Annotated in this window: 29 protein-coding genes; 18 read left to right on the forward strand and 11 right to left on the reverse strand. The window is 62.5% G+C overall.

Annotated elements, in window-relative coordinates; translation table 11 throughout:
• Positions 1 to 23: 23 nt before the first annotated feature.
• Both O3299_RS01805 and O3299_RS01810 read left to right on the forward strand, forming a co-directional pair.
• The gene (locus O3299_RS01805) at positions 24 to 413 is read left to right on the forward strand and encodes a hypothetical protein (protein ID WP_305061368.1); all 390 of its coding nucleotides are present in this window, start codon (positions 24 to 26) and stop codon (positions 411 to 413) included.
• Entirely contained in the window at positions 410 to 775 is a 366-nt protein-coding gene (locus O3299_RS01810; RefSeq protein WP_099664761.1) for a hypothetical protein, read from the forward strand. Before O3299_RS01805 ends, O3299_RS01810 begins: the two co-directional genes overlap by 4 nt.
• On the opposite strand, the gene O3299_RS01815 is transcribed toward O3299_RS01810, so the two are convergent.
• Positions 752 to 1,483 (reverse strand): alpha/beta fold hydrolase, encoded by a 732-nt coding sequence (locus tag O3299_RS01815; protein WP_305061369.1) that lies wholly within the window; start codon positions 1,481 to 1,483, stop codon positions 752 to 754. The genes O3299_RS01810 and O3299_RS01815 overlap by 24 nt on opposite strands.
• A 134-nt stretch (positions 1,484 to 1,617) precedes the next feature.
• Between O3299_RS01815 and O3299_RS01820 the strand changes: the two genes are divergently transcribed.
• A complete protein-coding gene (locus O3299_RS01820) occupies positions 1,618 to 2,655 on the forward strand; it encodes a hypothetical protein (protein WP_305061370.1) in 1,038 nt (345 codons plus the stop codon).
• A 2-nt stretch (positions 2,656 to 2,657) separates the two neighbouring features.
• Here the strand turns inward: O3299_RS01820 and O3299_RS01825 are convergent, their stop codons facing one another.
• From O3299_RS01825 to kynU, 5 genes are all read right to left on the reverse strand, one after another.
• A complete protein-coding gene (locus tag O3299_RS01825) occupies positions 2,658 to 3,683 on the reverse strand; it encodes a hypothetical protein (protein WP_305053402.1) in 1,026 nt (341 codons plus the stop codon).
• Between the two features lie 2 nt (positions 3,684 to 3,685).
• Positions 3,686 to 5,740, reverse strand: coding sequence for a toxin-antitoxin system YwqK family antitoxin (locus O3299_RS01830; RefSeq protein WP_305061371.1), 2,055 nt, complete (start codon positions 5,738 to 5,740; stop codon positions 3,686 to 3,688).
• A gap of 106 nt (positions 5,741 to 5,846) precedes the next feature.
• Positions 5,847 to 6,392, reverse strand: coding sequence for an alpha/beta hydrolase (locus O3299_RS01835; RefSeq protein WP_305053400.1), 546 nt, complete (start codon positions 6,390 to 6,392; stop codon positions 5,847 to 5,849).
• A gap of 15 nt (positions 6,393 to 6,407) precedes the next feature.
• On the reverse strand, positions 6,408 to 7,295 hold the full coding sequence (kynA, locus tag O3299_RS01840; protein WP_099664756.1) for a tryptophan 2,3-dioxygenase: 888 nt from the start codon (positions 7,293 to 7,295) through the stop codon (positions 6,408 to 6,410).
• A gap of 8 nt (positions 7,296 to 7,303) precedes the next feature.
• Entirely contained in the window at positions 7,304 to 8,554 is a 1,251-nt protein-coding gene (kynU, locus tag O3299_RS01845) for a kynureninase (protein WP_305053399.1), read from the reverse strand.
• 605 nt (positions 8,555 to 9,159) lie between these two features.
• On the opposite strand from kynU, the gene flhD reads away from it, so the two are divergent.
• The 14 genes from flhD (at position 9,160) to cheY (ending at position 22,103) form a co-directional block, all read left to right on the forward strand.
• The gene (flhD, locus tag O3299_RS01850) at positions 9,160 to 9,477 is read left to right on the forward strand and encodes a flagellar transcriptional regulator FlhD (protein WP_034758381.1); all 318 of its coding nucleotides are present in this window, start codon (positions 9,160 to 9,162) and stop codon (positions 9,475 to 9,477) included.
• A 48-nt stretch (positions 9,478 to 9,525) separates the two neighbouring features.
• A complete protein-coding gene (flhC, locus tag O3299_RS01855) occupies positions 9,526 to 10,089 on the forward strand; it encodes a flagellar transcriptional regulator FlhC (protein WP_099664754.1) in 564 nt (187 codons plus the stop codon).
• A 121-nt stretch (positions 10,090 to 10,210) separates the two neighbouring features.
• On the forward strand, positions 10,211 to 10,972 hold the full coding sequence (locus O3299_RS01860) for a class I SAM-dependent methyltransferase (protein WP_305053398.1): 762 nt from the start codon (positions 10,211 to 10,213) through the stop codon (positions 10,970 to 10,972).
• Positions 10,973 to 11,191: 219 nt separating this feature from the next.
• Positions 11,192 to 12,052, forward strand: a complete 861-nt coding sequence (motA, locus tag O3299_RS01865) for a flagellar motor stator protein MotA (protein ID WP_077401985.1) — start codon at positions 11,192 to 11,194, stop codon at positions 12,050 to 12,052.
• A gap of 58 nt (positions 12,053 to 12,110) precedes the next feature.
• Positions 12,111 to 13,088 carry a flagellar motor protein MotB gene (gene motB / locus O3299_RS01870; RefSeq protein WP_077401988.1) on the forward strand — a complete coding sequence of 326 codons (978 nt, stop codon included), beginning with the start codon at positions 12,111 to 12,113 and terminating at the stop codon, positions 13,086 to 13,088.
• 46 nt (positions 13,089 to 13,134) lie between these two features.
• The gene (locus O3299_RS01875; protein ID WP_077401991.1) at positions 13,135 to 13,683 is read left to right on the forward strand and encodes a chemotaxis protein; all 549 of its coding nucleotides are present in this window, start codon (positions 13,135 to 13,137) and stop codon (positions 13,681 to 13,683) included.
• An 83-nt stretch (positions 13,684 to 13,766) separates the two neighbouring features.
• Positions 13,767 to 14,132: a response regulator gene (locus tag O3299_RS01880; RefSeq protein WP_034758362.1), complete on the forward strand. Its 366-nt coding sequence runs from the start codon at positions 13,767 to 13,769 to the stop codon at positions 14,130 to 14,132.
• 43 nt (positions 14,133 to 14,175) lie between these two features.
• Positions 14,176 to 16,368 carry a chemotaxis protein CheA gene (cheA, locus tag O3299_RS01885; RefSeq protein WP_305053396.1) on the forward strand — a complete coding sequence of 731 codons (2,193 nt, stop codon included), beginning with the start codon at positions 14,176 to 14,178 and terminating at the stop codon, positions 16,366 to 16,368.
• Between the two features lie 30 nt (positions 16,369 to 16,398).
• Positions 16,399 to 16,905 (forward strand): chemotaxis protein CheW, encoded by a 507-nt coding sequence (locus O3299_RS01890; protein ID WP_034758356.1) that lies wholly within the window; start codon positions 16,399 to 16,401, stop codon positions 16,903 to 16,905.
• A 188-nt stretch (positions 16,906 to 17,093) separates the two neighbouring features.
• On the forward strand, positions 17,094 to 18,815 hold the full coding sequence (locus tag O3299_RS01895) for a methyl-accepting chemotaxis protein (RefSeq protein ID WP_305053395.1): 1,722 nt from the start codon (positions 17,094 to 17,096) through the stop codon (positions 18,813 to 18,815).
• A 71-nt stretch (positions 18,816 to 18,886) separates the two neighbouring features.
• Entirely contained in the window at positions 18,887 to 19,759 is an 873-nt protein-coding gene (locus O3299_RS01900) for a CheR family methyltransferase (protein ID WP_251351875.1), read from the forward strand.
• 9 nt (positions 19,760 to 19,768) lie between these two features.
• A complete protein-coding gene (gene cheD / locus O3299_RS01905) occupies positions 19,769 to 20,377 on the forward strand; it encodes a chemoreceptor glutamine deamidase CheD (protein ID WP_034758343.1) in 609 nt (202 codons plus the stop codon).
• 109 nt (positions 20,378 to 20,486) lie between these two features.
• Positions 20,487 to 21,557, forward strand: a complete 1,071-nt coding sequence (locus tag O3299_RS01910) for a chemotaxis response regulator protein-glutamate methylesterase (RefSeq protein WP_034778028.1) — start codon at positions 20,487 to 20,489, stop codon at positions 21,555 to 21,557.
• A 147-nt stretch (positions 21,558 to 21,704) separates the two neighbouring features.
• Positions 21,705 to 22,103 (forward strand): chemotaxis response regulator CheY, encoded by a 399-nt coding sequence (gene cheY / locus O3299_RS01915; protein WP_010396677.1) that lies wholly within the window; start codon positions 21,705 to 21,707, stop codon positions 22,101 to 22,103.
• Positions 22,104 to 22,176: 73 nt separating this feature from the next.
• Here the strand turns inward: cheY and O3299_RS01920 are convergent, their stop codons facing one another.
• Complete coding sequence (locus tag O3299_RS01920) at positions 22,177 to 22,929, reverse strand: SDR family oxidoreductase (RefSeq protein ID WP_305061372.1); 753 nt, start codon at positions 22,927 to 22,929, stop codon at positions 22,177 to 22,179.
• Between the two features lie 294 nt (positions 22,930 to 23,223).
• Here O3299_RS01920 and O3299_RS01925 point away from each other — a divergent pair, with 294 nt between their 5' ends.
• Complete coding sequence (locus O3299_RS01925) at positions 23,224 to 23,676, forward strand: hypothetical protein (protein WP_099664748.1); 453 nt, start codon at positions 23,224 to 23,226, stop codon at positions 23,674 to 23,676.
• Positions 23,677 to 23,741: 65 nt separating this feature from the next.
• Here O3299_RS01925 and panC read toward each other — a convergent pair whose 3' ends face one another.
• The 4 genes from panC to O3299_RS01945 all read right to left on the reverse strand — a co-directional run bounded on the left by panC (position 23,742) and on the right by O3299_RS01945 (position 26,382).
• Positions 23,742 to 24,581 (reverse strand): pantoate--beta-alanine ligase, encoded by an 840-nt coding sequence (panC, locus tag O3299_RS01930; protein WP_099664747.1) that lies wholly within the window; start codon positions 24,579 to 24,581, stop codon positions 23,742 to 23,744.
• 54 nt (positions 24,582 to 24,635) lie between these two features.
• Positions 24,636 to 25,568: a ScpA family protein gene (locus tag O3299_RS01935; protein WP_077402012.1), complete on the reverse strand. Its 933-nt coding sequence runs from the start codon at positions 25,566 to 25,568 to the stop codon at positions 24,636 to 24,638.
• 17 nt (positions 25,569 to 25,585) lie between these two features.
• On the reverse strand, positions 25,586 to 25,795 hold the full coding sequence (locus O3299_RS01940) for a DUF3460 family protein (RefSeq protein ID WP_034778041.1): 210 nt from the start codon (positions 25,793 to 25,795) through the stop codon (positions 25,586 to 25,588).
• 107 nt (positions 25,796 to 25,902) lie between these two features.
• The gene (locus tag O3299_RS01945; RefSeq protein ID WP_305062941.1) at positions 25,903 to 26,382 is read right to left on the reverse strand and encodes a GNAT family N-acetyltransferase; all 480 of its coding nucleotides are present in this window, start codon (positions 26,380 to 26,382) and stop codon (positions 25,903 to 25,905) included.
• Positions 26,383 to 26,385: the final 3 nt, after the last annotated feature.

A 26,385-nucleotide genomic window follows, 5' to 3' on the forward strand; every position in this document is an offset into this window, starting at 1 on the left:
GTTCCAACATTCAACGCCTCTCCATGGTGCATGCCTCCGGCATTTCCGGCACCTCTACCCATATGTCGGGCAGGATCGATGGTGATTTCATCCACGGCCATGCGCATACGCGCAGCCAGACCTTGCTGTCACGCCAGGCCGCCGGGCCGACGATGCAGACCCACCAGAAGGCAGGGCTGATCGTGCTGGGCGTGATCATTTTTGTCATCGCCGCCGTCGTCTTTTACCAGGCTGGCGCGAATGGCCTGTTCTGGATCTTCGTGGCAGGGGGCGTCGTCTCCATCGCCTTGTCGCAAACGACCGTCGTCGCCAATTGGGACAAGGAGGCTGCCGCCTTGCAGGACAAATATGCGCGTACCTTCATGTGCCATGCCTGCGGCCACCGCTTCATTCCCGTACTCAAGCAGCCATGAAGATCCGGCTGATGGCGGGCCTGGGCGCGCATGCGCTGGGCTGCCTGCTGTTTATCGCATTGAGCTGGCTGGGGTTTTACCTGTACACGCAGCTGTTCGGCAGCCTCGGCTCGCGCGGCGTGGCCGGCGGCCTGGCCCTGCTGCTGGTGTTTTACGTGTATGCGGGTACCAACCTGGTGCTGGCGCTGCTGCCGCCCGGCAGGGTGAAGCCGCTGCTGTGCGGCTTGCTGGGCGCGGCCGTGCTCGCGTATCTGTTGCCCCAGCATCCGCTACGGGCGATCTACTTCAGCGTGCTGGCGGGCGGCTTGAGTTGGCTGGCCGTGCTGGCCGGCACGCGTTTAAGCGGATACCTGCGCGGCTGACAGGGCGTTGACAAAGGCGGCGACGGCGATGGCGGCCGCTTCCGGCGCTGCCTGCAGCAGCATGTGCGGCGCGGCGATGTCGGCCAGTTGCGCGCCGGGTGCCAGGCGCAGTATCTGCAGGGCGTTCGCCGGCGGCACCAGGCGGTCGTGGCGGGCGCGCAGATACAGCACCGGCAGGCTGCCGCGCGCGAAGCTGCGCGAGGCGTCGGTTTCCAGCACGGCGCGCAGGCGCTGGCGCAGCACGCTGGGAGGCACTTGCGCCAGCGCCGCCGCCAGTTCCGCCTGCAGTTGCGGCGTGGCGCAGGGCGCCAGCAGCGCCTGGCGCAGTGCGAAGCCGGGCATGGGGCCAAAGGGCACAAGGCCGAGCAGGTGGCGCAGTGGCGCCAGCATCGGGCGCGGATTGCGCACGAATGAAGAGCACAGGATCAGGGCGCGCATGCCGGGCGGCGGATCGGCGCGCAGGGCGGCCCCCAGCGGCCCGGAAAACGATTCGGCCAGCACGACGAAAGGGCGATCCTGCGGCATGCGCTCGCGCACGAACGCTTCCAGCGCCGCGTAATCGAGTGGCGCGGCCGGATAGGCGATGGCCAGGGTATCGATGGCGGCCTGCGCGCGCAGGGCGGCGTCAAAGCGGTCGAATAGCCGGGCCGTGCCATCCATGCCGGGCAGGAGGACAAGCAGGGGCGAGGCGTGGGTTGGTGTCGTCATTGCGGCCATCATAGCAGCCGCGCCGGCATATGCGCCGTCCGCCAGCCGCACGGCGTGGGCGCTGGCGCCATGCTAGAATCGCCAGCGCGCCCTGCGTGGCCGTAAGAGCGGCCAAATCCCCGACAGACAGAATCATGCATATCATTTTTTCGAATTACCGTACCCTGGGCGGTGCCTTGCTGGCAGCGGCCTGCGTCCTTTCCCAGCCCGCCCGCGCCACGGCGGCGCCCTCTGCGCCAGCCGGGAAAAGCCTGTCCTCCCTGCTGGCCGGCGGCCCCTTGCCGCGCCTGAGCGACGATGCGCAGGTGCGGGCCGCCCTGTTCGACTTCTTCGGTTACGCGCGCGGCAGTTACACGGAAGACGATGAATTGCTGCTGGCGCAGGCGCTCGAAGCGATCAGCGAAAAGCGCGACGCCACGCGCACCGTGCTGGCCGACGGCCGCCAGTTACTGGCGTCGATGAATGACCGCAAGCAGGGCCGCGAACGGGGTGCCATGCTGCTCGACAAGCGCGGCGCCATCATCGCTTTTGGCCTCGTCAACGGGCATTGCCACCTGGAGGGCCAGCCGCTGGCGAAAGTCTGTAATCCCGATCCGAACGCGGTGTTGACGGTGTTCCACCGCAAGGGCATGCTGGTCGGCGAAGCGGCGCCCCTGCTGGCCTGGGCCCGGCAATTGCCGCCCATGCTGGCGCTGATCGCGGGCGACAAGGAAGCGGGCGCCGACGGGCAAAAGATCGCCAGCGTCGAATATGTGCTGGCGCAGCCGGCCCTGCCGGGCTGGAACCGCGCCCAGCTGCCGCCCGCCTATCCGCCGGCGCTGCTGCCGCTGCTGCTCGATAAGTCCACGGTGCTGACGTCGGCCGGCGCCGGCGTGTTTGCCTATCCCCTCACCTTGAAGGGCAAGAAACAGAACAATGTGCTGGACCATGCCGAAGGCCGCCCGCCGCGCGATTTGGAAGTGGCGCTGCGCAGCTATGCCAGTTTCGACACGGTGGTGGAGCGCTACCGCCAGCTGGCCAAGGGCGCCAGGCTGCAGCGCAACGAGCGCACGGCCTACCTCGATGGCGACATGGGACAGGGCAGCTATCGCGTCTACATCCGCAACACGGGCGCGGATGGCGTGATGATTGACGTGGCGCTGTGGCAGCGCAAGCTGGCGGCCGGCCGCTGATTTCAGCCAGGGCGCGCCGGTTCGTAGCCCAGTTGTACCAGTTGCGCGGCGATGGCGTCGTCGCGTGTTTTCCTGCCGGTGCGCAGGCGCGCATGCGTCAGGGACGCGGGCAAGCCATGCGCCAGCAATGCGTCGATGTCGAGCATGGTCTCGGATGCCGACAATTGGCGCAGGGCAGGCAAGGTGGCGAGGCCGGGCAGGCTGTCGAGCGTCTTGCAGGTGTGCAGGTTCAGGCGTTCGAGCACGGGATTGGCCCCCAGCGCGATCTGCCGCAGCTTGATCTGGTCTTCCACCCATAGCGCCTGCAGCAGGGGGAAGCGGCCGATATCGCCCAGCGTTTCCAGGCCGCGCACGCGTATCACTTCCAGTTTCTTCAATAGCGGCGCCTCGATGTGGGCGAGCGATTCGCGGCCGCCCAGCTGCAACAGCAGCCTGTCCAGGCGGCCCATCTCCGAGATGAAATCCAGCGGCACCTTGTTCTTGATGCGGTACAGCGACAGCTCGTGCAGCGCCGGCAGGCCGGCCAGGGTGTCGATGCGCTGGTGGTGGCCTTCGAGGACCAGGCTGGCCAGGTGCGTATAGTGGTGCAGGGGTGCCAGGTCGATATTGTTCTTTGCCGACTCGCCCAGGTGCAGGTATTCGAGGCCGCGCAAACTCTCCAGCTGCAGGATGTCGGCTTGCGCCAGTTCGTACACGCCCAGGCTCAGGCGCTTGAGATGCCGCAGTTCGCCCAGCGCTTCCAGATGGATGGCTTGCCGGTGGTAATCGATGGACAGGCTGGCCACATGCGGCAGCGCGCGCAGGATGCGGGCATCGAACACCCTCGGGTCATAGCCGTAGATGCGGATGGTCAGCGCCGTGCCGCAGGTGGCGGCCAGGGCGTCGAGGTCGGCCAGCAGCGGTTCCGGCTCGGCCAGGGTATTGAACTGCACCAGCACCTGCTTGCCAGCGGCAATGGCGGCGCGGATCGCCACGGCGTCGATGCGTTCGGGGTTCTGGATGCACTGCGGCCGTTCTGCTTGCGTCATCGTCACAATCCTATGGGGTAGGTTACCTGCCTGGGGGGCGGACAGCCTTCCGGGCCCGGGAACGTCTGCTTGCCCGTGTCATCGTAGCGCTTGCCGCAATCGACGAGCACGCGCTTGCGGAAGGTGTAGATGCTGGCCACCTTGCCGTTCGGGTGGTAGCAGATATTGTCGCCGTCGCGGTCGGCCGACGCGTAGCTGTTCATGGTCTGGCCATTCACCGTGCGCGTGCTGTGGCCGCTGCGCGGCTCCGTGCATTTGAGCTGGCCGCTTTCGTAATACACGTTGAAGACGGAGGTGTCGGCGGCACGGTCGACCAGCAGTTCGTCCTTGCGCTTGCCGTTCGGGTAGTTCTCGTATCCTTCCTGGCGCTGGCCGTACTGGAAGGTGTAGTAAGACTGTGGCTTGCCGTCCGGGTAGTACATGTGGTGGTACTCGCACACGTCGTCGCGCGTGCTGCCGTACTCCTTGAAGGTGCAGCGGTGGATGTCGTTGAGCAGCTGGCCGTCCTCATAGTATTCGCGCAGGTGCGTGAGCAGACGGCCCTGATCGATGACGGCCAGGCGTTCCGGCTTGCCGTTCGGGTAGTAGCGCGCATCCAGCCCCTGCTTCTTGCCGTTGTCCCACAGGGTATCGAGGCGCAGGATATTGCCGCTGTCGTCGAACGCCTGTTCGCGCCCATCCAGTTGGCCGTTGCGGTAGGTGGCCGTGTAGACCACGTATTCCTTGCCCGCCGGGCCAAGATAGCGCGTGCGGCTGCCATCGAGCACGCCGGCCTGGTAGTGGTCGCGCACGCGCAGCGCGCCTTGCGCATCCGTGTCGACCGCCTCGCCCTGTTTTTTGCCCTGCACAAAAGTGACGCTCTGCGTGACCTTGTCCTTGAGCCTGAGTTTCCACGGCCCGTCGCGCAAGCCGTCGATGAAGCTGCCGTCGCCGTCTTCCGTGATCCACGCGCCATGGCGCGCGCCGTTGACGTAGTTGCCGCGCGTTTGCAGCTTGCCGCCCATGCTGCGCTCGTGCGGGCCATTGAGCTGGCCGCCCGTGTAGGTGTCGAAGCCCGTCACTTCCTCTGCATCGGCATAGTTGACGACCGTCCAGCGGCCTTCGCGCTTGCCGGCCCGGTACATGCCGCTCTCGCTCTGCCTTGGATAATCGAAGCGCCACAGGCCTTCCTGCAAGCCGTTGACGAAATGTCCCTTTTCGCTGCCTTCGTGCATGCCTTCGCGTACCCACAAGCCCTGGCGCTTGCCCTTCACGTACTGGCCTCGTTCGACCACCGAACCGTCGTCCCAGGCCAGGCTGTAAATGACGGACGGGCCGTCTGCGCTGCCCGTGAACTGCCGCGGCGCCGTTTCCCATGTCACTTGCCACAGGCGGTAGTTGGGCAGGATGCCCGCGCCCGCGTCGCTGTACAGGGTGTAGCTGGCCGTCAGGTAGTGGTCACCTTTTTTCAGGAAGGTTTTCTTGTAGGTGATGGCGTCCTTGCCGCCAGCGGCCAAGGGTTTGCCGTCATCGCTGTAGTAGCCGACGATGGTGCCTTGCGTATGGTCGATGGCGTCGAAGTCCGCATTGCCGCTCTTGCCCCGGGCGACGCTGTAGTCCATCGGCGCCAGCTTGGCCAGCGCGGCCTTGACCTGGCCCGCGTTGGGACTGGCGCTTTGCGCCGCGATGCGGTTCAGGGCCGGCTGCAAGCCATCGAGGCGCCGGTATTTGCCGGAACTGCGGTGGTAGCGGTAGGCGCGCAGGCCGTTCTTGTCGCCCTGGCGGAACAGCACCAGCATGGTTTGCACGCTGTCGTCCGTTTCCTTGTCCAGCGAGGCGTAGAAGACGGAACGGATGACGGCATTGCCGAACTGGTCGAGAAAAATCGGTTTCGCGCTGCCGCTCTTGCACTCGCAGTAATAGCCGTTGACGCCATCTTTTTCCTTGAGGAAGGCGATATCGAAGCCGCTGTCCTGGGATGCGCTGATGGCGGGATGGGCGAGGCTCTTGCCTTCATAAAAGGGCGCGCCGTGGGCCAGCGCGGAGCAGAGGAGCAAGGGCAGAAGCAGACGTTTCATCGAGTGGCTGGCGCCGGGGCGCCGCAATGGAAAGGCCACGATTCTGCCTGCGTTCTTACTTGTGGGCAAATATGCGCCTATCGTGCGCAGGTGCGCGCCCTGCGTGTCAGGGTTGGTGCGCGGCGCAGAAGTCCAGCAGCAGCTGCTCGCCGTCCGGCCACGGGCCGTAGCCGGCGTCGCCGTTGATATGGCCGGCGTCGCCGATCATGGTGAAATCGCTGCCCCAGGCGGCGGCAAATGCGCGTGCGCGCGCGAAGCTGACGTAGGGATCATCGCCGCTGGCGACCACCAGGCTGGGGAACGGCAAGGCTTGCAGCGGCATCGGCGCAAAGCCCGTCGTGCCGGACGGGTAGGACGGCGCTTCCACATCGCTGGGGGCGACGAGGAAGGCGCCGGCGATCCTGTGCGGCGAGCCGCTGGCCGCCCAGTGGGCCACCAGCGTGCAGGCCAGGCTGTGCGCCGCCAGCACGGGCGGGCGCTCGCAGGCGGCGATGGCGCGGTCGAGCTCCGCCACCCATGCGTCCTTGTCCGGCGTCTGCCATTCCCCGTGCGGCACGCGCGACCATTGCGGGTGGCGCGCTTCCCAGTGGGTTTGCCAGTGCTGCGGCCCCGAATTCCACAGGCCGGCAAGGGTCAAGACGAGAGGCGACATCGATGCTCCTTGAGGTTATAACTCCGTGCGCAGGGCGAACAGTTCAGGGAACAATACCACGTCGAGCATCTTGCGCAAATAGCTCACGCCCGCCGTGCCGCCCGTGCCCGTCTTGAAGCCGATGATGCGCTCCACCGTCGTCACATGGCGGAAGCGCCAGAAGCGGAAGGCCGTTTCCAGGTCCACCAGCTTTTCGGCCAGCTCGTACAGGGCCCAGTGTTTCGACGGGTCGCGGTAGACTTCCAGCCACGCCGCCTTGACCGAGGCGTCGGAGGCGGTCGGCAGGGTCCAGTCGGCGTTCAATCGTTCGGCGGAGATGGGCAAGCCGCTGCGCGCCAGCAGCTTGATGGCTTCATCGTAGACGGAGGGCGCGCGCAGGGCGGCGTCGAGCACCGCATAGGTTTCCGGCGCCGTCGTATGCACGTTGAGCAGGGCGGCGTTCTTGTTCCCCAAAATGAATTCGATTTCGCGGTACTGGAAGGATTGGAAGCCGGACGAGGCGCCCAGGTAGGGGCGGATGGCCGTGTATTCGGGCGGCGTCATGGTGGCCAGCACGTCCCAGGCATGGACCAATTGATCCATGATGCGCGCCACGCGGGCCAGCATCTTGAAGGCGGGCGCCAAATCGCCGCTTTGCAGGTTGGCGCGCACGGCGTGCATTTCGTGCAGCATCAGCTTCATCCACAATTCGCTCGTCTGGTGCTGCACGATGAACAGCATTTCGTTGTGGTTCGGCGACAGCGGATGCTGGGCCGTGAGGATGCGGTCCAGCGCCAGGTAGTTACCGTAGCTCATAGATTCGCTGAAATCCATCTGCGCGCCATGCCACTGCGCGTCCTGGGCGCCGGCATGCATGGGGCAGCCGCTGGTGTTTTCCTTGTTCATAGTCTTGTCGTCGCTCATGGGATGGTTCAGGTGACCGCATCGCGCTTGGCGGCGATGTCATAGGCTTGGGTATCGAGGATGTCGCGCAGGATGTCCACGGCATCCCATACGTCGGCAAAGCTCGTATACAGGGGCGTGAAGCCGAAGCGCATGATGGCCGGTTCGCGGTAGTCGCCGATCACGCCGCGCGCGATCAGCGCCTGCATCACGGCATAGCCGTGCGGGTGCGTGAAGCTGACCTGGCTGCCGCGCCGCGCGTGTTCGCGCGGCGTGACGAGGCCCAGCGGATGGCTGGCGCAGCGCTGCTCCACCAGCGCGATGAACAAATCCGTCAGGGCCAGCGACTTGTGGCGGATGGCTTCCATGCTCGTTTGCGCAAAGATGTCGAGGCCGCATTCGACCAGGGCCAGCGAGAGTATCGGCTGCGTGCCGCACAGGGCGCGGGCAATGCCGTCGGCGGGCGCGAAGCCCGGATCCATGGCGAACGGCGTGGCGTGGCCCCACCAGCCGGACAAAGGCTGGCGGAAGCGCGCCTGGTGTTTTTCCGGCACCCAGATGAAGGCGGGCGAGCCTGGGCCGCCGTTCAGGTATTTATAGGTGCAGCCGACGGCCAGGTCGGCGCCGGCGCCGTTCAGGTCCAGCGGTACGGCGCCGGCCGAATGGGCCAGGTCCCACAGCGCCAGCGCGCCGTGCGCGTGGCAATGGCTGCTGATGGCGGCCATGTCGTGCTGGTAGCCGGTGCGGTAGTTGACGTGCGTGAGCATGGCGACGGCGCAATCGGCATCGATAGCTTGCGCCAGTTCCTCGGGGCTGTCGACCAGGCGCAGCTGGTAGCCGCGGTCCAGCCAGGCGGCCAGGCCCTGCGCCATGTACAGATCGGTGGGGAAGTTGCTGCGTTCGCTGACGATGATGCGTCGCGCGGCCTGCGCCGGGTCGCTGGCCTGCATCTGCAGGGCGGCGGCCAGGGCCTTGAACAGGTTGACGGAGGTGGTGTCGGTGATCACCACTTCGCCTGTGCCGGCGCCCAGCAGCGGGGCCAGGCGGTCGCCCAGGCGCTTGGGCAAGTCGAACCAGCCGGCCGTATTCCAGCTGCGGATCAGGTCCGTGCCCCATTCGGCCGTGATGACGTGCTGGGCGCGGGCCAGGGCCGCTTTCGGCCGCGCGCCCAGGGAATTGCCATCGAGGTAAATCACGCCTTGCGGCAAGTCGAATTCCTGGCGCAGGCGCGCCAGGGGATCGTCGAGGTCGCGCGCGCTGCAGTCATGTCGAGAAATCATGGTGGCTTTCATATTGATACTTGTCTGAATGGCATGATATTGCTTGAGGCTTAAAGTATCACGCGGAAGTGGCAGTGTAGCAAATCCCCGTCGCAAAACGTGTTTCCTGGCATGGGCAGGCGGCGAAAAAATGCCAGCTTGTGGGGCGTCAACGAAAAAATCACGATTTTTAAAAATATTTTCAAATAGCCCTAAAGTTTTGCCAGGCGCCGCCGTCAACGATTACATGAACAGCGTCAAACCGACGGAAAAAGAATGCAGCTTTTTTAAATATTTTTCAAAAAAGCCCTAAAGTTCCTGCCAAGGCAGCCGTTATCTAGGTAGACAGGCTTGATTCTTATCAAGTTGTTGTAAAAAAGTGATATTTTTTACAGGCCAAAAGTCGGGCAAATCCGGCACAGAGCCAACCTCCCACATCCGCGCCGTTGCTGGCGTGCGACCATGATCGAGCAGTGTTTGTCAGACAAACACCTACGATCCCATCCGCTATTTCCCGACCAAAAATACAGCGCTTTGCCTCTGTTGCGTTTAATGTTGCTCCTGCAGAATGTATCTCACTGGCAACACACAACGCCAGCTGAATTCAACGGATTGAGGAGATGGAAATGACTGCTAACGATATGATGGCTGAGATTCGCGACGCTAACCTGAGCTACCTGATGCTGGCCCAGCAAATGATTCGTGCGGACAAAGTAACGGCCATCTTCCGTTTGGGCATTGCCGCCGAAATCGCCGAACTGATCGAGGGCATGAGCAATGCGCAGATCCTGAAACTGGCAGGCGGCAACATGATGCTGGCCCGCTTCCGCTTCGACGACAGCGCCATCCTGGGCATGTTGACGAACTACAATAAAGACCGCTCGCTGGCCCAGTCCCATGCTGCCATCCTGATGGCCGGCCAGGGCGTCGAAGAAATCGCTTAAGGTTTCCGACCTTATCAGTCAGTATCAGTCAGTAGTGGAGTACACAGCATGGCCAAGAAAAGTGTCGTATCGGAAGCGCAGGAAATCCAGCTGGCCATCGAATTGATACAGCTGGGCGCCCGTTTGCAACTGCTGGAGACCGAAGTCTCGCTGTCGCGCGAACGCCTGCTGAATCTGTACAAGGAATTGAAGGGCGTCTCGCCGCCCAAGGGCATGCTGCCGTTTTCCACCGACTGGTTCATCACCTGGCAACCGAATATCCATTCCTCGCTGTTCATTAATATCCACAAATTCCTCGTCGACCACGCCGGCGCTACCGGCATCGAAGCCGTGATGAAGGCATATAAGCTGTATCTGGAGCAGATGCCGCCCGAAGCGGGTGAAGAGCCCCTGCTGTCGCTGACGCGGGCCTGGACCCTGGTGCGCTTTTTCAGCAGCAAGATGCTGGACATGGCGCCCTGCGGCAAGTGCGGCGGCAAATTTGTCGTCAACTGCCTCGACCTGAACGCCGATTATGTGTGCGGCCTGTGCCACATGCCTTCGCGTGCCGGCAAGACCAAGAAGGCGCGCGATGAAGCAGCCGCTGTCGCGCCGCCGGGCGTCGCCGCTTGATGCTGCTTCAATAGCTGCCCGAATAATAGCCTCAGTGAAAACCGGAGCGGTCGCCAGACCGGACTCCGGTTTTTTCATGGTGCTTTCGCTTACACTGGCGTTTTCCTCCTTTGACTGTCCCATGCTGCAACAAATCCTGCGCGCGCCCGCGCTCAAGGCCATCCTGATCCAGGTGCTGGCCTTTCCCTTGATGTTGCTATTGGTATATGGTCTGGCGCGTGCCGGCGTGGCCATGTCGTTGCCGGCCGTGGCGTTGGTGCAGGGCGTGCTGGCGGCACTTATCACGTGGCGCGCGGGACTGGCGCGCTGGTGGTGCGCCATCGGCCTGCTGTTTGCGCCTGCCTTGCTGGCGGCCAGCCTGCTCGATTTGCCGCCGGCCGTGTTCCTGGCGGCCTTTGTTTTCCTGCTGAGTTTGTACTGGTCGACGTTTCGCACGCAAGTGCCGTTTTATCCGTCGGGGCCGAAGGTGTGGCAGGCGGTGGCCGAGCTGATCGCGGACCGTCCCGGCGTGCGCCTGGTCGATATCGGCAGCGGCCTGGGTGGACTGGTGCTGGACCTGGCGCGGCGCCGGCCCGACGGGCAGTTTTCCGGCATCGAGCTGGCGCCGCTGCCGTGGCTGGCAAGCCGCTTGCGTGCATGGCTGGCGGGCAGCCGCGCGCGCTTCCTGCGCGGCGACTACGAGGCGCTCGATTTCGGCCGCTACGATGCCGTCTTTGCCTACCTGTCGCCGGCGGCGATGGCGGCCCTGTGGCGCAAGGCGGAAAGGGAAATGTTGCCCGGTAGCATGCTTCTTAGTTACGAATTCCAGATTGCGGCACGCGAGCCCGATAAGACCATTGCCGCCACAGAGGGTGGCCCTTTACTTTACATATGGTGCTTTTAAGCAATTGTCTGCGTTATTTGCTTGCCCGTCGGGCAATCTCACGTTATTGTAGTTCCACACGGCATTTTCTCGGAATTGCATTGAAAAGCAGCGCATTTCAATTAACTTCCGGTTGCTTTTTTTGCCGCTGTCTTTGCCGGCGGCGCAGCCGCCAGAAGACAGGAACAGGTTTGAACATGCCGGGCATACAGCCCCGGCCATTATTGGGAGTCAGGGCACTTGTTAGTCATAATCGGATACATCATCGTCTGCGCCTCGGTCTTTGGCGGCTTCGCGTTGGCCGGCGGCCATCTGGCGGCGCTGTTCCAGCCGCTGGAGCTGCTGATGATCGGCGGCGCCGCCCTGGGCGCCTTCCTTGTTGGTAACAATAACAAGGCCATCAAGGCGACGATCGCCGCCTTGCCCAGCCTGTTCAAGGGTTCGCGCTATACCAAAGAACTGTACATGGAACTGATGTCGCTGCTGTTTGAAGTGCTCAGCAAAGTGCGCAAGGAAGGCTTGATGTCGATCGAAGGCGATATCGACAAGCCAGAGGAAAGCCCCCTGTTTTCCAAGTATCCGGCCGTGCTGGCCGACCACCACATCGTTGAATTCATGACCGATTACCTGCGCCTGATGGTATCGGGCAATATGGATGCGTTCCAGATCGAAAACCTGATGGACAACGAAATCGAAACGCACCATCACGAAGGCGCCGTGCCGGCCCACGTGATCGCCAAGGTGGGCGATGGCTTGCCCGCCTTTGGTATCGTCGCCGCCGTGATGGGCGTGGTGCACACGATGGAATCGGTGGGTATCCCGCCGGCCGAACTGGGCATGCTGATCGCGCACGCGCTGGTCGGCACCTTCCTCGGCATCTTGCTGGCGTATGGTTTCGTCGGACCGCTGGCCAGCCTGCTGGAGCAGAAGCTGGAAGAGTCGAGCAAGATGTTCCAGTGCGTGAAAGTGACCCTGCTGGCCAGCCTGAACGGCTATGCGCCGGCGCTGGCCGTGGAGTTCGGCCGCAAGGTGCTGTTCTCGACCGAGCGCCCGACGTTCAATGAGCTGGAAGACCACATCAAGAAATCGAAAACGAAGTAAGCAGTGAATATACGCCTGGACACCATGAGTCATTTGCAGCACACGGAAGGGGGACGCCATGGCCGATGAAGGCATGCGCCCGATTATCGTCAAGCGTATCAAGAAGACGGCTGGCGGACACCATGGCGGGGCGTGGAAAATCGCCTACGCCGACTTTGTCACGGCCATGATGGCCTTCTTCCTGCTGATGTGGCTGCTGGGCTCCACCTCGAAGGGCGACTTGAACGGCATTTCCGAATTCTTCAAGACACCCTTGAAAGTGGCCATGGCGGGCGGTTCCGGCAGCGGCGAAAGCAATTCCGTTATCCAGGGCGGCGGCCAGGACCTGTCGCGCCAGGATGGACAAGTGCGCAAGGCGCAGGAAGAGCAGCAGCGCAAATCGTTCGACCTCAATTCCGCCAAGGCCGCGCTCGAACGCGAGGAGGGCAAGCGCCTGCAGGCGCTCAAGGCGCGCATCGAAGCGACCATCGACGCCAATCCCCTGCTGAAAAAATACAAGAACCAGTTGCTGCTCGACATCACCAGCGAAGGCTTGCGCATCCAGATCGTCGACGAGCAGAACCGTCCGATGTTTGCACTCGCCAATGCGAATCTGCAACCGTACACCAAGGAAATCCTGCACGCCATCGGCTCCGTGCTCAATGAAGTGCCGAACCGCATCGGCCTGTCCGGCCATACGGATTCGACGCCCTACATGAGCGATGCCGGCTACAGCAACTGGGAATTGTCGGCCGACCGCGCGAACGCGTCGCGGCGCGAACTGGTGATTGGCGGCATGAAGGAAGAGAAAGTATTGCGCGTGGTGGGACTGGGCTCGGCCGCCCACCTGGACAAGCTCGACCCCTTCAATCCGATCAACCGGCGCATCAGCATCATCGTCATGAACAAACGCACGGAAGAAAATGTCCTGCGCGATGGCTCGGCGATCGAGCTGCCGGTGACCGATGCCGCTGCCGCCGCTGTCGCTTCTGGGCTGGCGGCCGGTGCGCCGCCCGCGGCGGCGCCAGCCCCCAGCCCGGTAGCGGCGAAAAAATAACACGCAAGGCTGTCGACGCGTGGTGTATTGAAACAATGAGACCTTTATGACAAGAAAGAAAATACTTGGCTCGCATGTAAAGCGCCTGCTGTCTGGCGTGTCGGACCATGGCCGCAAGCACTTGACGGAGGTGGAAACCGACCTGGTGCAGACCGGCATCTTGCTGGAAGAGGCGATCGAGAAGCTGTCCTTCAATTTCATGGCGATACACGCAGCTGTTGCTGCGCAGCAAGATACCATCGCCTTGCTGCTCGACGGCGGTATTCCGGCCGAGCAGCAGCGGGAAAAACTGCTGGCGTTGCAGGATGAGGTGGGGGGCTACGTGAATGCCGCCATCACCAGCCTGCAGTTCCAGGACATGACCAGCCAGCTGATCGAGCGCACCTTGAAGCGCGTGACGGGCTTGCGCGAGTTCCTCGGAACCCTGGGCTCGCATGGCGCGGAGATGTTGCCGGAGAGCGACAATGAAGAAATTGTCGCCTTGCTGGGGCGGGTCAGCATGGCGCTGGCGATTCAAAGCCTGGAGTTGCGCAGCGTGCTGCGCAAGGCTGTCAGTCAACAGCATTTGGAAAGTGGCGACATCGAGCTGTTCTAGCATGCCAGTGCGGAACGCTTGTGGTTGCATGGATTGATTAATCAAATACTCGGGCAGGATGCCCGGAATAAGTGGGAGCAAAGATGGCCAAAACGATACTTGCAGTGGACGATTCCAGCTCATTGCGCCAGATGGTGGCGTTCAGCCTGAAAGCCGCCGGTTACCAGGTGGTGGAGGCCGTCGACGGCCAGGATGGACTGGAAAAAGCCAAGCTGCAAACCGTGGACCTGGTATTGACGGACCAGAACATGCCGCGCATGGATGGCCTGGAGCTGATCAAGCTGCTGCGCGAACTGCCGACCTACCAGAAGGTACCCATCCTGATGCTGACGACGGAGTCGTCGGACGAGATGAAATCGAAGGGACGTGCCGCCGGCGCGAATGGCTGGCTGGTCAAGCCGTTCGATCCGCAACGCCTGATCGAAGTGGTCAAGAAGGTGATCGGCTGATGCCAGCCGCGCAGCACAACGATGCAATTGACGGAGTCACCCTATGACCATCGATATTAGCCAGTTTTTTCAGGTCTTTTTCGATGAGGCCGAAGAACTGCTGGCTGAAAAAGAACGGCTGCTGCTGGCCGTTGATATTGCGGCGCCCGACGCCGAAGACCTGAATGCCATTTTCCGCACCGCCCATTCGATCAAGGGTGGCGCATCGACGTTCGGCCTGAGCGACATGAGCGAGGTGACGCACATCCTCGAGTCGCTGCTCGACCGCATCCGCCAGGGCCAGATGGCCCTGACGGCGGAACACGTCGACGCCTTTTTGGCGGCCAAGGATATCCTCAAGATGCAGCTCGACGGCCACCGTCTGGGCAGCGCCGTCGACCAGGATGCCGTGGCCAATGTGCGCATGATGCTGCAGTCGTTCTCGCAGGACGTGCCCGTGGCCGCGCTCACGCCCGTCGCGCCGGCTTTCCATACGGCGGAAAAGGCCGCCGTCAGTCATGCCGGCGGCCATCGCATCCGCCTGGAGCTGCCGGCCATGGAGCTGCGCGAAGTCGATGCGCTGGCGGCCGAACTGGGCTTGCTGGGCGACGTCGTGGTATCAAGCCTGCCCGACGCGCGCAAGGTGCTGGAAGTGACGACGCATGAAAGCCTGGACGATATCCTGGCCATCTGCTCCTTCGTGCTCAATCCGGACGACATGGTGATCACGCAGGCGCCGCCACTGGCGCCAGGCGAAGCCGAAGCGGCCCGCGCGGCGCAGGAAAAAGCCCAGGGCTACGGCTTCTTCGACCCGCTGCCAGGCGCGCAGGGCGCGGCCGATCCCGGTTACGGCTTCTTCCAGCCGCTCGAGGACATCCGCGCCGCCGCAGGCGTGCAGAGCGAGGCCGAACAGGGCTACGGTTTCTTCCAGCCGCTCGAACAGATTCGCGCCGACGCGGCCAAGGCGGGCAACGCCGGCGCCGCCGCCACGCCGGTCGTGGCCAGCGCCGTGGCCGAAGCGGAGCAGGAAAAGAAACCGGCCAAGAAAGAGGGCGACAAGGCCGGCGCCGAATCGTCGTCGATCCGCGTCTCGATCGAGAAAGTCGACCAGCTGATCAACCTGGTGGGCGAACTGGTGATCACGCAGGCGATGATCGAGCAGCGCGCCAGCGCGCTCGACCCGATGCTGCATGAAAAACTGCTCGACAGCGTCAGCCACCTGACGCGCAATACGCGCGACTTGCAGGAAGCGGTGATGTCGATCCGCATGATGCCGATGGATTTCGTCTTTTCGCGCTTCCCGCGCATGGTGCGCGACCTGGCGACGAAACTGGGCAAGAAGGTCGACTTCATCACCAATGGCGCCGCCACGGAGCTGGACAAGGGCCTCATCGAGCGCATCGTCGATCCGCTCACGCACCTGGTGCGCAACAGTATCGACCATGGCGTGGAAATGCCGGCCGCTCGCGTGGCCGCCGGCAAGACGGAAGCGGGCCGCTTGTTCCTCTCGGCCAGCCACCAGGGCGGCAACATCATCATCGAAGTATCCGATGATGGCGCTGGGCTGAACCGCGAGCGCATCCTGGCCAAGGCCGTGCAGCAGGGCCTGGACGTGTCCGAGACGATGAGCGACGCCGACGTGTGGCAGCTGATTTTTGCGCCCGGCTTTTCCACCGCCGAAGCGGTCACCGACGTGTCGGGCCGCGGCGTGGGCATGGATGTCGTCAAACGCAATATCAGCGCCATGGGCGGCGTCGTCGATATCCGTTCGGCGAAGGGTTTCGGCACGACGATTTCCATCTCGCTGCCGCTGACCCTGGCCATCCTGGACGGCATGTCGATCCGCGTCGGCGACGAAGTGTATATTTTGCCTCTGGGCTTTGTCATCGAATCGCTGCAACCGGCCGTTGAGGATATCAAGGACATCAGTGGCAAGGGCCAGGTGGTGAAAGTGCGCGGCGAATACCTGCCCTTGATCCCGCTGTACCAGATGTTCGACATCGCGCCGCGCTTTACCAGTCCCTCGGAAGGCATCTGCGTGATCCTCGAGACGGAAGGGCGCAAGGCGGCCCTGTTCGTCGACGACCTGGTGGGACAGCAGCAGGTCGTGGTGAAAAACCTCGAATCGAATTACCGCAAGGTGGTGGGCATTTCCGGTGCCACCATCCTGGGCGATGGCGGCGTGTCGCTGATTCTCGATGTCGCCGCCCTGATCCGCTCCTCTCGCCAGCTGGCCGACGAGTCCATTTTTTCGTAATACCGATAGATAAAGATAGGAAAACGCACCATGTCAGATACTCAACAAACATCCGGAAGCAATGCGGGCGACGGCAAGGACATCGCCGGCCGTGAATTCCTGGCCTTCACCCTGGGCTCCGAAGAGTACGGCATCGATATCCTGAAGGTTCAGGAAATCCGCGGCTACGAAGCGGTTACCCGCATCGCCAACGCGCCTGAATTCATCAAGGGCGTGATCAACCTGCGCGGCATCATCATCCCCGTGGTCGACATGCGCATCAAGTTCAACCTGGGCACGCCCGTGTACGACCAGTTCACGGTGGTGATCATCCTGAACATCGGCGGGCGCATCGTCGGCATGGTGGTCGACAGCGTTTCCGACGTCACCACGCTGACGCCGGAGCAGGTGAAGCCGGCGCCGGAAATGGGTACCGCCTTCTCGACCGACTACATGATCGGCCTGGGCACCATCGACGAGCGCATGCTGATCCTGGTCGATATCGACAAGCTGATGTCGAGCAGTGAGATGGGCCTGATCGACAAGCTGGCGGCTTAAGAGGTCGCATGGCAGCAAGGCGGCGCCCGGTGCGCCGCCGTTTTGGCACGCAAAGAATCACTACAGATATGCATGTACCGGTGCGACTAGAGGCGCGCCGGCAGGCTGCAAGGTCCGTCAGAGACCAGGCCACAACACGGCGCCGTCCGGTTGAACGGGCGCCGTTCACATAAATATTGGAGACTGTAATGAGTTTGCGCGATTTCAAGATAGGCACCCGGCTGGGGATAGGTTTTGGCAGCATCCTCGCCATCCTGGTGGTAGTGATCGTTTCGGCGAATGCACTGAATTACCGTAACAAGGCCCAGTTGCTCACGGGCCTCGAGCTGGCAAGCGAAAAGAATACGCAGGCGTCGCTGATGAAAAGCGCGATGCTGGAAACCGGTATCGCCATGCGCAATATCGGCCTGCAGGGCGATGTGGGGCTGATGCAGGTGGAAGAGGGCAAGGTGCGCGAGCAGCGCAAGCTGTACGACGGCGCGCGCGGCAAGCTGGCCAGCCTGGGCCTGTCCGAGGGCGAGAAGGCGCTGCTGGCCAATATCGCCAAGGTTGACGGCGAAGTCGATGCCGCCTTCAAGGAAGCGATGGGGCAGGTACTGGCGTTTAACAGCGAGGGCGCGGCGAAGGTGATTGCCACCCGCATCGATCCCTTGAACAAGACGACCCTGGCCGACATCAACAAGCTGCTCGACCTGCAGCACGTGGCGCAGCAAAGCTTCATGGACGACTCGCTGGCGGCCGATGCGCGCCTGATGACGGTGTTGTTCATCCTGGGCGGCGCGGCGGTGGCGATCGGCGCCTGGTGCGCCATCTTCATCACGCGTTCGATCACGGTGCCGTTGTCCGGCGCCCTGGCCGTGGCGCAGAAGGTGGCTGCCGGCGAGCTGACGGCGCGCGTGGTGGTCGAAGGCAAGGATGAAACGAGCGCCTTGCAGCAGGCGCTCAAGGACATGAACGCGAGCCTGGTGCAGACGGTCAGCGACGTGCGCCAGGGAACGGATACGATTACCGTGGCGTCGCGCGAGATCGCCAGCGGCAATGCGGACCTGTCGGCGCGCACGGAAACGCAGGCCAGTTCGCTCGAAGAGACGGCATCGTCGATGGAAGAACTGACGTCGACCGTGAAGCAGAACGCGGACAATGCGCGCCAGGCCAACCAGCTGGCCGTGTCGGCGTCGTCGGTGGCGGAGCAGGGCGGCAAGGTGGTGGCGCAAGTGGTCGATACCATGGGTTCCATCAAGGACAGTTCGCGCAAGATCGTCGATATTATCGGCGTCATCGACGGCATCGCGTTCCAGACGAATATCCTGGCCTTGAATGCGGCCGTCGAAGCGGCGCGCGCGGGCGAGCAGGGACGCGGCTTTGCGGTGGTGGCGTCGGAAGTGCGCAACCTGGCGCAGCGTTCGGCTGGTGCGGCGAAAGAGATCAAGGGCCTGATCGGCGACTCGGTCGACAAGGTCGATGCTGGCAGCCGCCTGGTGGACGAGGCGGGGCAGACCATGGGCCTGATCGTCACGTCGATCCGGCAGGTGGCCGACATCATGGGCGAGATCACGGCGGCAACGCAGGAACAGAGCCATGGCATCGAGGAAGTGAACCAGGCCATCGCGCAGATGGACCAGATGACGCAGCAGAACGCGGCGCTGGTCGAGGAAGCGGCGGCGGCGGCCGAAAGCATGCAGGACCAGGCGCAGAAACTGGCCGATGCCGTCAGCATCTTCAAGCTCGATGGCGAGAGCGCGGCGCAGGCGGCCGTGCCCGCACCCGCGCCAGTAGTCAAGATGGCTGCACGGCCGGTACCGAGTGTGGCGGCAAATACACGGCGGTTGGCAAAGACGGCGCAAGCCGGCACGCCACCGCCCGCGAAAAAGCTGGCGGCGGCCGGCGGCGACGATTGGGAAGAGTTCTGACGCCAACCCGGTCCCGCTAGTTATACTTGCAAAGGCATTGGTCAGAGTAGTCATAGAGAGGTAAAAACAAAATGCCGCAAACTAAAACGGATTCGGTCAAGGAATTTGATTTCACTGGCAAGGACTTCGAACGGGTCCGCGCCATGATTTACAAGCGGGCCGGCATCGCGCTGGCCGACAGCAAGCAGGAGATGGTCTACAGCCGCCTGGCGCGGCGCCTGCGCGCGACCGGCATTTCCTCGTTCGTCCGCTACCTGGACGACCTGGAAGCGGGCCGCATGGGCGATGAGTGGGAAGCGTTCACGAATGCGCTGACGACCAACCTGACGTCGTTCTTCCGCGAGGCGCATCACTTTCCGCTGCTGGCCGAGCATGTGAAAAAACTGAGCGGGCCGATCACCATCTGGTGTTCGGCCAGTTCCACCGGCGAGGAGCCGTATTCGATCGCCATGACGGTGTGCGAGGCATTCAATACGCTCACGCCGCCCGTCACCATCATCGCCACGGACATCGACACGAACGTGCTGGCCACGGCCGCCAATGGCGTCTACAACCTGGACCGGCTCGACAAGATGCCGGCCGACCGTGCGCGGCGCTTTTTCTTGCGCGGCAAGGGCGATCGCGAGGGACAGGTGCGGGTGCGCCCGGAACTGCGCCAGATGATCACCTTCAAGCCGCTCAACCTGCTGGCCGACAGCTGGCCGGTGACGGGCCAGTTCGACGTCATCTTTTGCCGTAACGTGATGATTTATTTTGACAAGGCGACGCAGCGCAAGATCCTGTCGCGCTTTGTGCCGTTGATGAAGCCGGATGCCCTGCTGTTTGCGGGCCATTCGGAGAATTTTCTGTACGTGTCGGATTCATTGAAGCTGCGCGGTAAAACAGTCTATGAGCTCGATCAGCCTCGGGGCACCGCGCCCAAGGCATCGTCGCATCGTACATGAGAGTGAAATATGAGCCTGGAATCCAAAGAGCAATTCGCCACTAACGTCTATTACGACAGGACGTTCAATTGTGACGCCGCCAAGATCTTGCCTGGTGAGTATTACTTTACCAACAAGGACATGCTGATCGTCACCGTGCTCGGCTCCTGCGTCTCGGCCTGCATCCGCGACCGCGTCACGGGCCTGGGCGGCATGAATCACTTCATGCTGCCCGACGGCGGCAGCGATCCGAACAGCCCGATTTCCGCGTCGATGCGCTATGGTACCTACGCCATGGAGATCCTGATCAACGATTTGCTGAAGGCGGGCGCGCGGCGCGAGAACATGGAAGCGAAAGTGTTCGGCGGCGGCGCCGTGCTGCGCGGCTTCACGGCGATCAATGTGGGCGAACGCAATGCGGCCTTCGTCATCAATTATCTGAAGGCGGAAAAGATGCGCGTGGTGGCGGAAGACCTCAATGACATCCACCCGCGCAAGGTGTATTTTTTCCCCCGCAGCGGCAAGGTGCTGGTGAAAAAGCTGATGCAGACGCATAACGATACGCTGGTGCGCCGCGAACTCGATTACGCAAGCCGTCTCAAAGTCGCGCCGGTGGGCGGCGAAGTTGAGCTGTTCTGACAAACACCAGACCAAACCTGCTGCGCGTCGCGCCGTGCGGCTTGCGGCGATTTTGTCCGGTGTACTAATTTAATAAAGAATAAGGGCCGCAAGGCCTGGAAGGATAACTATGAAGATCAAAGTATTGATCGTGGATGATTCGGCCTTGATCCGCAGCGTGATGACGGAAATCGTGAACAGCCAGCCCGACATGGAAGTGGTGGGCGCTGCGCCCGATCCGCTGGTGGCGCGCGAGATGATCAAGCAGACCAACCCCGACGTGCTGACCCTCGACGTCGAGATGCCGAAGATGGATGGCCTCGACTTCCTGGAAAAACTGATGCGCTTGCGCCCGATGCCGGTATTGATGGTGTCGTCGCTGACCGAGCGCGGTTCGGAAATCACCATGCGCGCGCTGGAGCTGGGCGCCGTCGATTTCGTCACCAAGCCGAAGATTTCCATCCAGAGCGGCATGCGCGAGTACACGGACATGATCGCCGACAAGATCCGTGCCGCCTCGAAGGCGCGCATCCGCGCGCGCACCCTGCCGTCGGCCAGCGACAAGGTGGCCGCGCCGCTGCCTGCGCTGCGCAGCCCGTTGACGTCGAGCGAAAAGCTGATCATCGTCGGCGCCTCCACGGGCGGCACGGAAGCAATCCGCGAATTCCTCATGCAGATGCCGTCCGATTGTCCCGGCATCCTGATCACGCAGCACATGCCGGAAGGCTTTACGCGCTCGTTTGCGCGTCGCCTCGATTCGCTGTGCAAGATATCGGTGCAGGAAGCGGCGGGCGGCGAAAGGGTGCTGCCCGGCCACGCCTACATCGCGCCCGGCCATTCGCACCTGACCCTGACGCGCAGCGGCGCCAACTACATGACCAAGATCGACCAGGGTGAGCCGGTAAACCGCCACCGCCCGTCCGTCGACGTGCTGTTCCGTTCGGCCGCACAATCGGCCGGTAAAAATGCCGTCGGCGTGATCCTCACCGGCATGGGCAAGGATGGCGCACAAGGCATGTTGGAGATGAAGGCTGCAGGAGCGTATAATTTTGCGCAGGATGAAGCCAGTTGCGTGGTGTTCGGCATGCCGCGCGAGGCGATCGCCGTCGGTGCTACGCATGAGGTCGGCGCTCTGACGGCGCTGCCTGGCATGGTGCTGGGACACCTGGCTGCGCATGGCATGCGTGCTTTGCGCGTGTAAGCCACGTTTTATATGATCTGAGGCAAGTTTGTTCGCCTAAAAGCAACGAAAATGCTATCCTACAACTTGCTGCCGTAGTGTCGACCATAATGTCGGCATTCATGTCGATATTATTAACAAACCGCTACAGAAACAACGGAGTTATTCATGGCTGATCCAAAGATGAAATTTTTAGTCGTTGACGATTTTTCGACGATGCGCCGCATTGTCCGGAATCTGTTGAAGGAACTGGGTTATGCCAACGTCGATGAGGCGGAAGACGGCGTGATGGGCCTGGCCAAGCTGCGCGCGGAATCGTACGATTTCGTCGTGTCGGACTGGAACATGCCAAACATGGATGGCCTGACGATGCTGCAGCATATCCGCGCCGATCCCGCACTGGCCAAGCTGCCCGTGCTGATGGTCACCGCCGAAGCGAAAAAAGAAAACATCATCGCCGCCGCCCAGGCTGGCGCCAGCGGTTATGTCGTCAAGCCGTTCACGGCCGCGACCCTCGATGAAAAGCTGAACAAGATTTTCGAGAAGCTGGAAAAAGCCGGCGCCTGATCACGGCTTGATACCGATCAAGAAAAACGCTGCCAATGCGAATTGGCAGCGTTTTTTTTCGTCCGCAAAAAACTCAGACCAGCCCGCCATTCGCGCGCAGGGTCTGGCCATTCACCCAGCGGCCATCCGGCCCTGCCAGAAAAGCCACGGCGGCGGCGATGTCGTCCGGCGTGCCCAGGCGCTCCAATGGCGCCATCTTGCCCATGCGCTGTATCGTTTCTTCCGTCTTGCCGTTCAAGAACAGCGCCGTGGCCGTGGGGCCGGGGGCGACGGCGTTGACGGTGATGTTCTTGCCGCGCAATTCCTTGGCAAAGATATTCGTCATCGTCTCGATGGCCGCCTTGGTGGCGCCGTAGACGGCATAGCCGGGCAGGGCCAGGCCGATCACGCTGGTGGAAAAGTTGACGACGCTGCCACCGTGGCGCAAGCGCGTCGCCGCCTGGCGCATGGTGTTGAAGCTACCCTTGACGTTGATGGCGAACAGGCTGTCGAAGGTGGCGTCGTCCGTGTCGGCCAGGGCCGGCAGCGCGGGCGGCATGATGCCGGCATTGTTGACCAGCACGTCGACGCCGCCATAGGCCGCCTCGGCCGCATCGAACAGGGCTTGCACCTCGCCCGTGTCGGCGACGTTGGCCTTGACGGCGATGGCGGCGCCACCGTCGGCCACGATGGCCGCCACCAGCTGCTCCGCTGCCACGTTGCCGCTGGCGTAATTGACGACGATCCGCATGCCGTCGCGCGCCAGGCGGCGGGCGATGGCCGCGCCGATGCCGCGCGAAGCGCCCGTGACGATGGCGACCTTGGCCGGTATAGCTGCTGTGTTCATGGGTGTTCTCCTGTCGTGGTGGGAGGCCCGCATGCTGTCGCTGCGAACCAGTGCAGCCATTGTCATCTTTATTGATTGATGGATAAAGATGGGCTTGATGATTTCAGTGTGCAAATTACTTTAACAATTGTCCCAGGCTTGCCGGGTACGGACAGAGAGGATCCCGCTGCCTGCAGATAATTGCGCAAAGGAATGAAATATTTCCCAAAGTTAACTTTACACGTCAAATAATTTGGCCCATGATCGCTGCAGTATTTCCCCTTTGTCCCCGACCCCGACAAGAAGGAGCGCACGATGCGCCGAGCACCCGTATTATTTTTCGCCCTGGGCACGGCCCTGTTAACGGCCTGCGGCGTGAGCCTGGAGCAAACCGCCGTTGCGCCCGTCGCGTCGGTCGAGATGCAGGAGCCTGCCGCGCAGCCGGTAGCCGAAGCCGATGGCCGGCATGCCTATTTGCATCGCGTGGGCGGCCATGACTATGTCAGCCTGAGCCAGCATGGCCCGCAGGGCGGCTTGCCGATACTCACGGGTACGCAGCGCCATGCACACGCCATCCGCCTGCTGGCGGCCGATCCGGCCCAGGCGCGGGCCATCCTGCGCAGCCTGAGGCTGCCTGCGAACCAGCGCAAGCTGTGGGCGGGAGAGGAAATCGTGCTCGATGCGGCCAGCTATGACATGTTGCAAGCGGCACGCGGCAGCAACAGGCCGCTGTTTGCCGAACTCAAGCTGGTGGGGATGGAGAAGTAAGGAAAAGAAAAAGAAACAGAAACGGGGCCGAATGGCCCCGTCGAGGTGACGCTTGGAGATGGCGCTTAAATTTCCAGGTTGTCGATCAAACGGGTCTGGCCCAGCTTGGCGGCGGCCAGCACCACCAGCGGTTCGCCGGCGGCCAGTTCGGCGGCGTTCGGCGCCTGCAGGTTGGCACGCTTGCGCACGGCGATGTAGTCCGATTTCCAGCCGCGGCCGTCCAGCAGCTGCATGGCCGCCTGTTCCAGTTCGCCGACGGCAAGGTTACCCTTGCGCACTTCCTCGGCGACGAAATTGAGGCCCTTGAACAGTTCCGGCGCTTCCGCGCGTTCGCTTTCTGACAGGTACATATTGCGCGAGGACAAGGCCAAGCCATCGTCTGCGCGGTAGGTTTCGGCGGCGATGATTTCCGTCGGCAGCGCGAACTGGCGCGCCATGTTGCGGATGATCATCAACTGCTGGTAATCCTTCTTGCCGAACACGGCCACGCGCGGCCCCACGCACGAGAACAGTTTGGTGACGACCGTGCACACGCCTTCGAAGAAGCCGGGACGGAATTCGCCTTCCAGGGTATTGCCCAGGTCATCGGGCGGGCGCACGCGGTATTCCTGCGGTTCCGGGTACAGTTCCTTTTCCGTCGGCGCGAACAGCACGTACACGCCTTCCTTTTCCAGCTTGGCGATGTCGGCCGCCATGGTGCGCGGATATTTCTCGAAGTCTTCGTTCGGGCCGAATTGCAGGCGGTTCACGAAGATCGAGGCGACGACGGGGTCGCCATGCTTGCGCGCCAGGCGCATCAGCGACAGATGGCCTTCGTGCAGGTTGCCCATGGTGGGGACGAACGCCGTGCGCAGCTGTCCGCTGAGCTGGTCGCGCAATTCTTCGATGTCGGAAATAATTTTCATGGATTGCTTTCGCTAAAACCCCGTTGTACGGTGGTCAGTGACAAAGGGAAGGAGTCAGGCGGGCGAATAGGCCAGCCGGACGTAGATGGGGGCAAACGGTTCTGCCTGTGTGATTTCGATCAGGGTTTCCTTGGCCAGTTCCAGCAGGGCCACGAAGTTGACCACCACCACGGGCACGCCGCCGGCAATGTCGAACAGCTCGCTGAATTCGACGAAGCGCGACGACTGCAAGTGGCGCAGGATGCTGGACATGTGCTCGCGCACGGACAGTTCCTGGCGGCTGATGCGGTGATGCTGGGTCAGTTTGGCGCGTTTCAGCACGTCGAGCCACGCCTGCTGCAAGTCCACCGGTTCCACGTCGGGCCAGGTGGGCGTCAGGCTTTGCTCGATGAAAATCTGCGTGCGCACGAAATCGCGCTCGAACTGCGGGATGGCGTTCAGGTCGTAGGCGGCCAGCTTGATCTGCTCGTATTCGAGCAGGCGGCGCACCAGTTCGGCACGGGGGTCGCCGCCATCTTCCTCGACGTCGCTCTTACGCGAAGGCAAGAGCATGCGCGACTTGATTTCGATCAACATGGCCGCCATCAGCAAATACTCGGCGGCCAGTTCCAGGTTGCGCACGCGGATCTGGTCGACATATTTCAGATATTGCAGGGTCACCTGCGCCATCGGGATATCGAGGATGTTGAAATTTTGCTTGCGGATCAGGTAGAGCAGCAAGTCGAGCGGGCCTTCGAAGGCTTCGAGGAAGATTTCCAGCGCGTCCGGCGGAATGTACAAATCCGTCGGCATGCGCATCATCGGCTCGCCATACAGGCGGGCGATGCCCAGCGGGTCGGCGGCGGGCGCCGCGTCCGTTACTGCCGTGGCGGATGCTGCAGGGTCGCCGCTGCCGTCGCCGCCAGCGGCGGGTTCGGGCGACTCGATGACTGCGCCGGCGCCGGAAGCGTCGGCTTCCGGCGTGACTGCAGACTCTTCAGGCAACATCGTGCCGGTTCCAGATCTTAGTTCTTGTTCTGGTAAACGTAAGCCTGTTGCTTGACGGCCGACGCCAGCTGGCGCTCCTGCTCATCGATGCTGACGGCCGGCTTGTCCCACAGCAGGGCGCGGCCCGCTTGCTGGCCCGCTTCCATGCCAGGATTCTTGGCCTTCAGTTCAGCGATGAACAAGGTGTGGTCGGATACGTAGTTGTTGTGTTTTGCAGGCAGTTTCATATTCTCTTCTGAGTGTCTTATAGGTAAGGTCAGCCGGCCGTATTTTACCGCGCCGTGCCGCCTGGCGGGTTGTTGTATCGGCAAGTCCGGGGCGAAATTGCTAAAAATCAATAACGCAACAAACGCCGCATCACCATCGGCGCCGGTTCGGCGGGGTTGGCGTGCGAATATTCCAGTTCTTCGGCCAGGTCGAATTCGAAGGCCGCATAAAAATCGATCAGCTTGCGCTGGTCGCGCCGCACGGCCAGGCGCAATTCCTCCGCCTGGCACGAGAGGCCGTGATGAATGATGGCTTCCAGCAAATGTTGCGAAACATGGCTGCCCCGGTAGGCGGGCAGCACGCCCATGCGTGAAATCTTCCAGATGGCGGGATCGCTGTCGAGCGGCATCCAGCGCAGCGAACCGGCTGGAATGTCGTCGATCAGCAACAGAAAACCGCCGCCGTGGCGCAATTGCTCTTCCACCTGCTGCGCCGTCTCGTGGTGTCCACTGGACGAGGCCGCCACCTTGCCGGCCCACGCGGCGCGGGTCAGGTCGGCTATCAGCTGTGCATCGGCATTTGTTGCTTCGCGCACCACGATATTCATCAT

This window comes from Janthinobacterium sp. SUN176, from assembly GCF_030587335.1.
Lineage (GTDB): Bacteria > Pseudomonadota > Gammaproteobacteria > Burkholderiales > Burkholderiaceae_D > Janthinobacterium > Janthinobacterium kumbetense.

Coding starts and splice junctions, on each gene's coding strand:
- O3299_RS01805 (WP_305061368.1), top strand. CDS start 24: ATGGTGCATGCCTCCGGCATTTCCGGCACCTCTACCCATATGTCGGGC.
- O3299_RS01810 (WP_099664761.1), top strand. CDS start 410: ATGAAGATCCGGCTGATGGCGGGCCTGGGCGCGCATGCGCTGGGCTGC.
- O3299_RS01815 (WP_305061369.1), bottom strand. CDS start 1,483: ATGACGACACCAACCCACGCCTCGCCCCTGCTTGTCCTCCTGCCCGGC.
- O3299_RS01820 (WP_305061370.1), top strand. CDS start 1,618: ATGCATATCATTTTTTCGAATTACCGTACCCTGGGCGGTGCCTTGCTG.
- O3299_RS01825 (WP_305053402.1), bottom strand. CDS start 3,683: ATGACGCAAGCAGAACGGCCGCAGTGCATCCAGAACCCCGAACGCATC.
- O3299_RS01830 (WP_305061371.1), bottom strand. CDS start 5,740: ATGAAACGTCTGCTTCTGCCCTTGCTCCTCTGCTCCGCGCTGGCCCAC.
- O3299_RS01835 (WP_305053400.1), bottom strand. CDS start 6,392: ATGTCGCCTCTCGTCTTGACCCTTGCCGGCCTGTGGAATTCGGGGCCG.
- kynA (WP_099664756.1), bottom strand. CDS start 7,295: ATGAGCGACGACAAGACTATGAACAAGGAAAACACCAGCGGCTGCCCC.
- kynU (WP_305053399.1), bottom strand. CDS start 8,554: ATGATTTCTCGACATGACTGCAGCGCGCGCGACCTCGACGATCCCCTG.
- flhD (WP_034758381.1), top strand. CDS start 9,160: ATGACTGCTAACGATATGATGGCTGAGATTCGCGACGCTAACCTGAGC.
- flhC (WP_099664754.1), top strand. CDS start 9,526: ATGGCCAAGAAAAGTGTCGTATCGGAAGCGCAGGAAATCCAGCTGGCC.
- O3299_RS01860 (WP_305053398.1), top strand. CDS start 10,211: ATGCTGCAACAAATCCTGCGCGCGCCCGCGCTCAAGGCCATCCTGATC.
- motB (WP_077401988.1), top strand. CDS start 12,111: ATGGCCGATGAAGGCATGCGCCCGATTATCGTCAAGCGTATCAAGAAG.
- O3299_RS01875 (WP_077401991.1), top strand. CDS start 13,135: ATGACAAGAAAGAAAATACTTGGCTCGCATGTAAAGCGCCTGCTGTCT.
- O3299_RS01880 (WP_034758362.1), top strand. CDS start 13,767: ATGGCCAAAACGATACTTGCAGTGGACGATTCCAGCTCATTGCGCCAG.
- cheA (WP_305053396.1), top strand. CDS start 14,176: ATGACCATCGATATTAGCCAGTTTTTTCAGGTCTTTTTCGATGAGGCC.
- O3299_RS01890 (WP_034758356.1), top strand. CDS start 16,399: ATGTCAGATACTCAACAAACATCCGGAAGCAATGCGGGCGACGGCAAG.
- O3299_RS01895 (WP_305053395.1), top strand. CDS start 17,094: ATGAGTTTGCGCGATTTCAAGATAGGCACCCGGCTGGGGATAGGTTTT.
- O3299_RS01900 (WP_251351875.1), top strand. CDS start 18,887: ATGCCGCAAACTAAAACGGATTCGGTCAAGGAATTTGATTTCACTGGC.
- cheD (WP_034758343.1), top strand. CDS start 19,769: ATGAGCCTGGAATCCAAAGAGCAATTCGCCACTAACGTCTATTACGAC.
- O3299_RS01910 (WP_034778028.1), top strand. CDS start 20,487: ATGAAGATCAAAGTATTGATCGTGGATGATTCGGCCTTGATCCGCAGC.
- cheY (WP_010396677.1), top strand. CDS start 21,705: ATGGCTGATCCAAAGATGAAATTTTTAGTCGTTGACGATTTTTCGACG.
- O3299_RS01920 (WP_305061372.1), bottom strand. CDS start 22,929: ATGAACACAGCAGCTATACCGGCCAAGGTCGCCATCGTCACGGGCGCT.
- O3299_RS01925 (WP_099664748.1), top strand. CDS start 23,224: ATGCGCCGAGCACCCGTATTATTTTTCGCCCTGGGCACGGCCCTGTTA.
- panC (WP_099664747.1), bottom strand. CDS start 24,581: ATGAAAATTATTTCCGACATCGAAGAATTGCGCGACCAGCTCAGCGGA.
- O3299_RS01935 (WP_077402012.1), bottom strand. CDS start 25,568: ATGTTGCCTGAAGAGTCTGCAGTCACGCCGGAAGCCGACGCTTCCGGC.
- O3299_RS01940 (WP_034778041.1), bottom strand. CDS start 25,795: ATGAAACTGCCTGCAAAACACAACAACTACGTATCCGACCACACCTTG.
- O3299_RS01945 (WP_305062941.1), bottom strand. CDS start 26,382: ATGAATATCGTGGTGCGCGAAGCAACAAATGCCGATGCACAGCTGATA.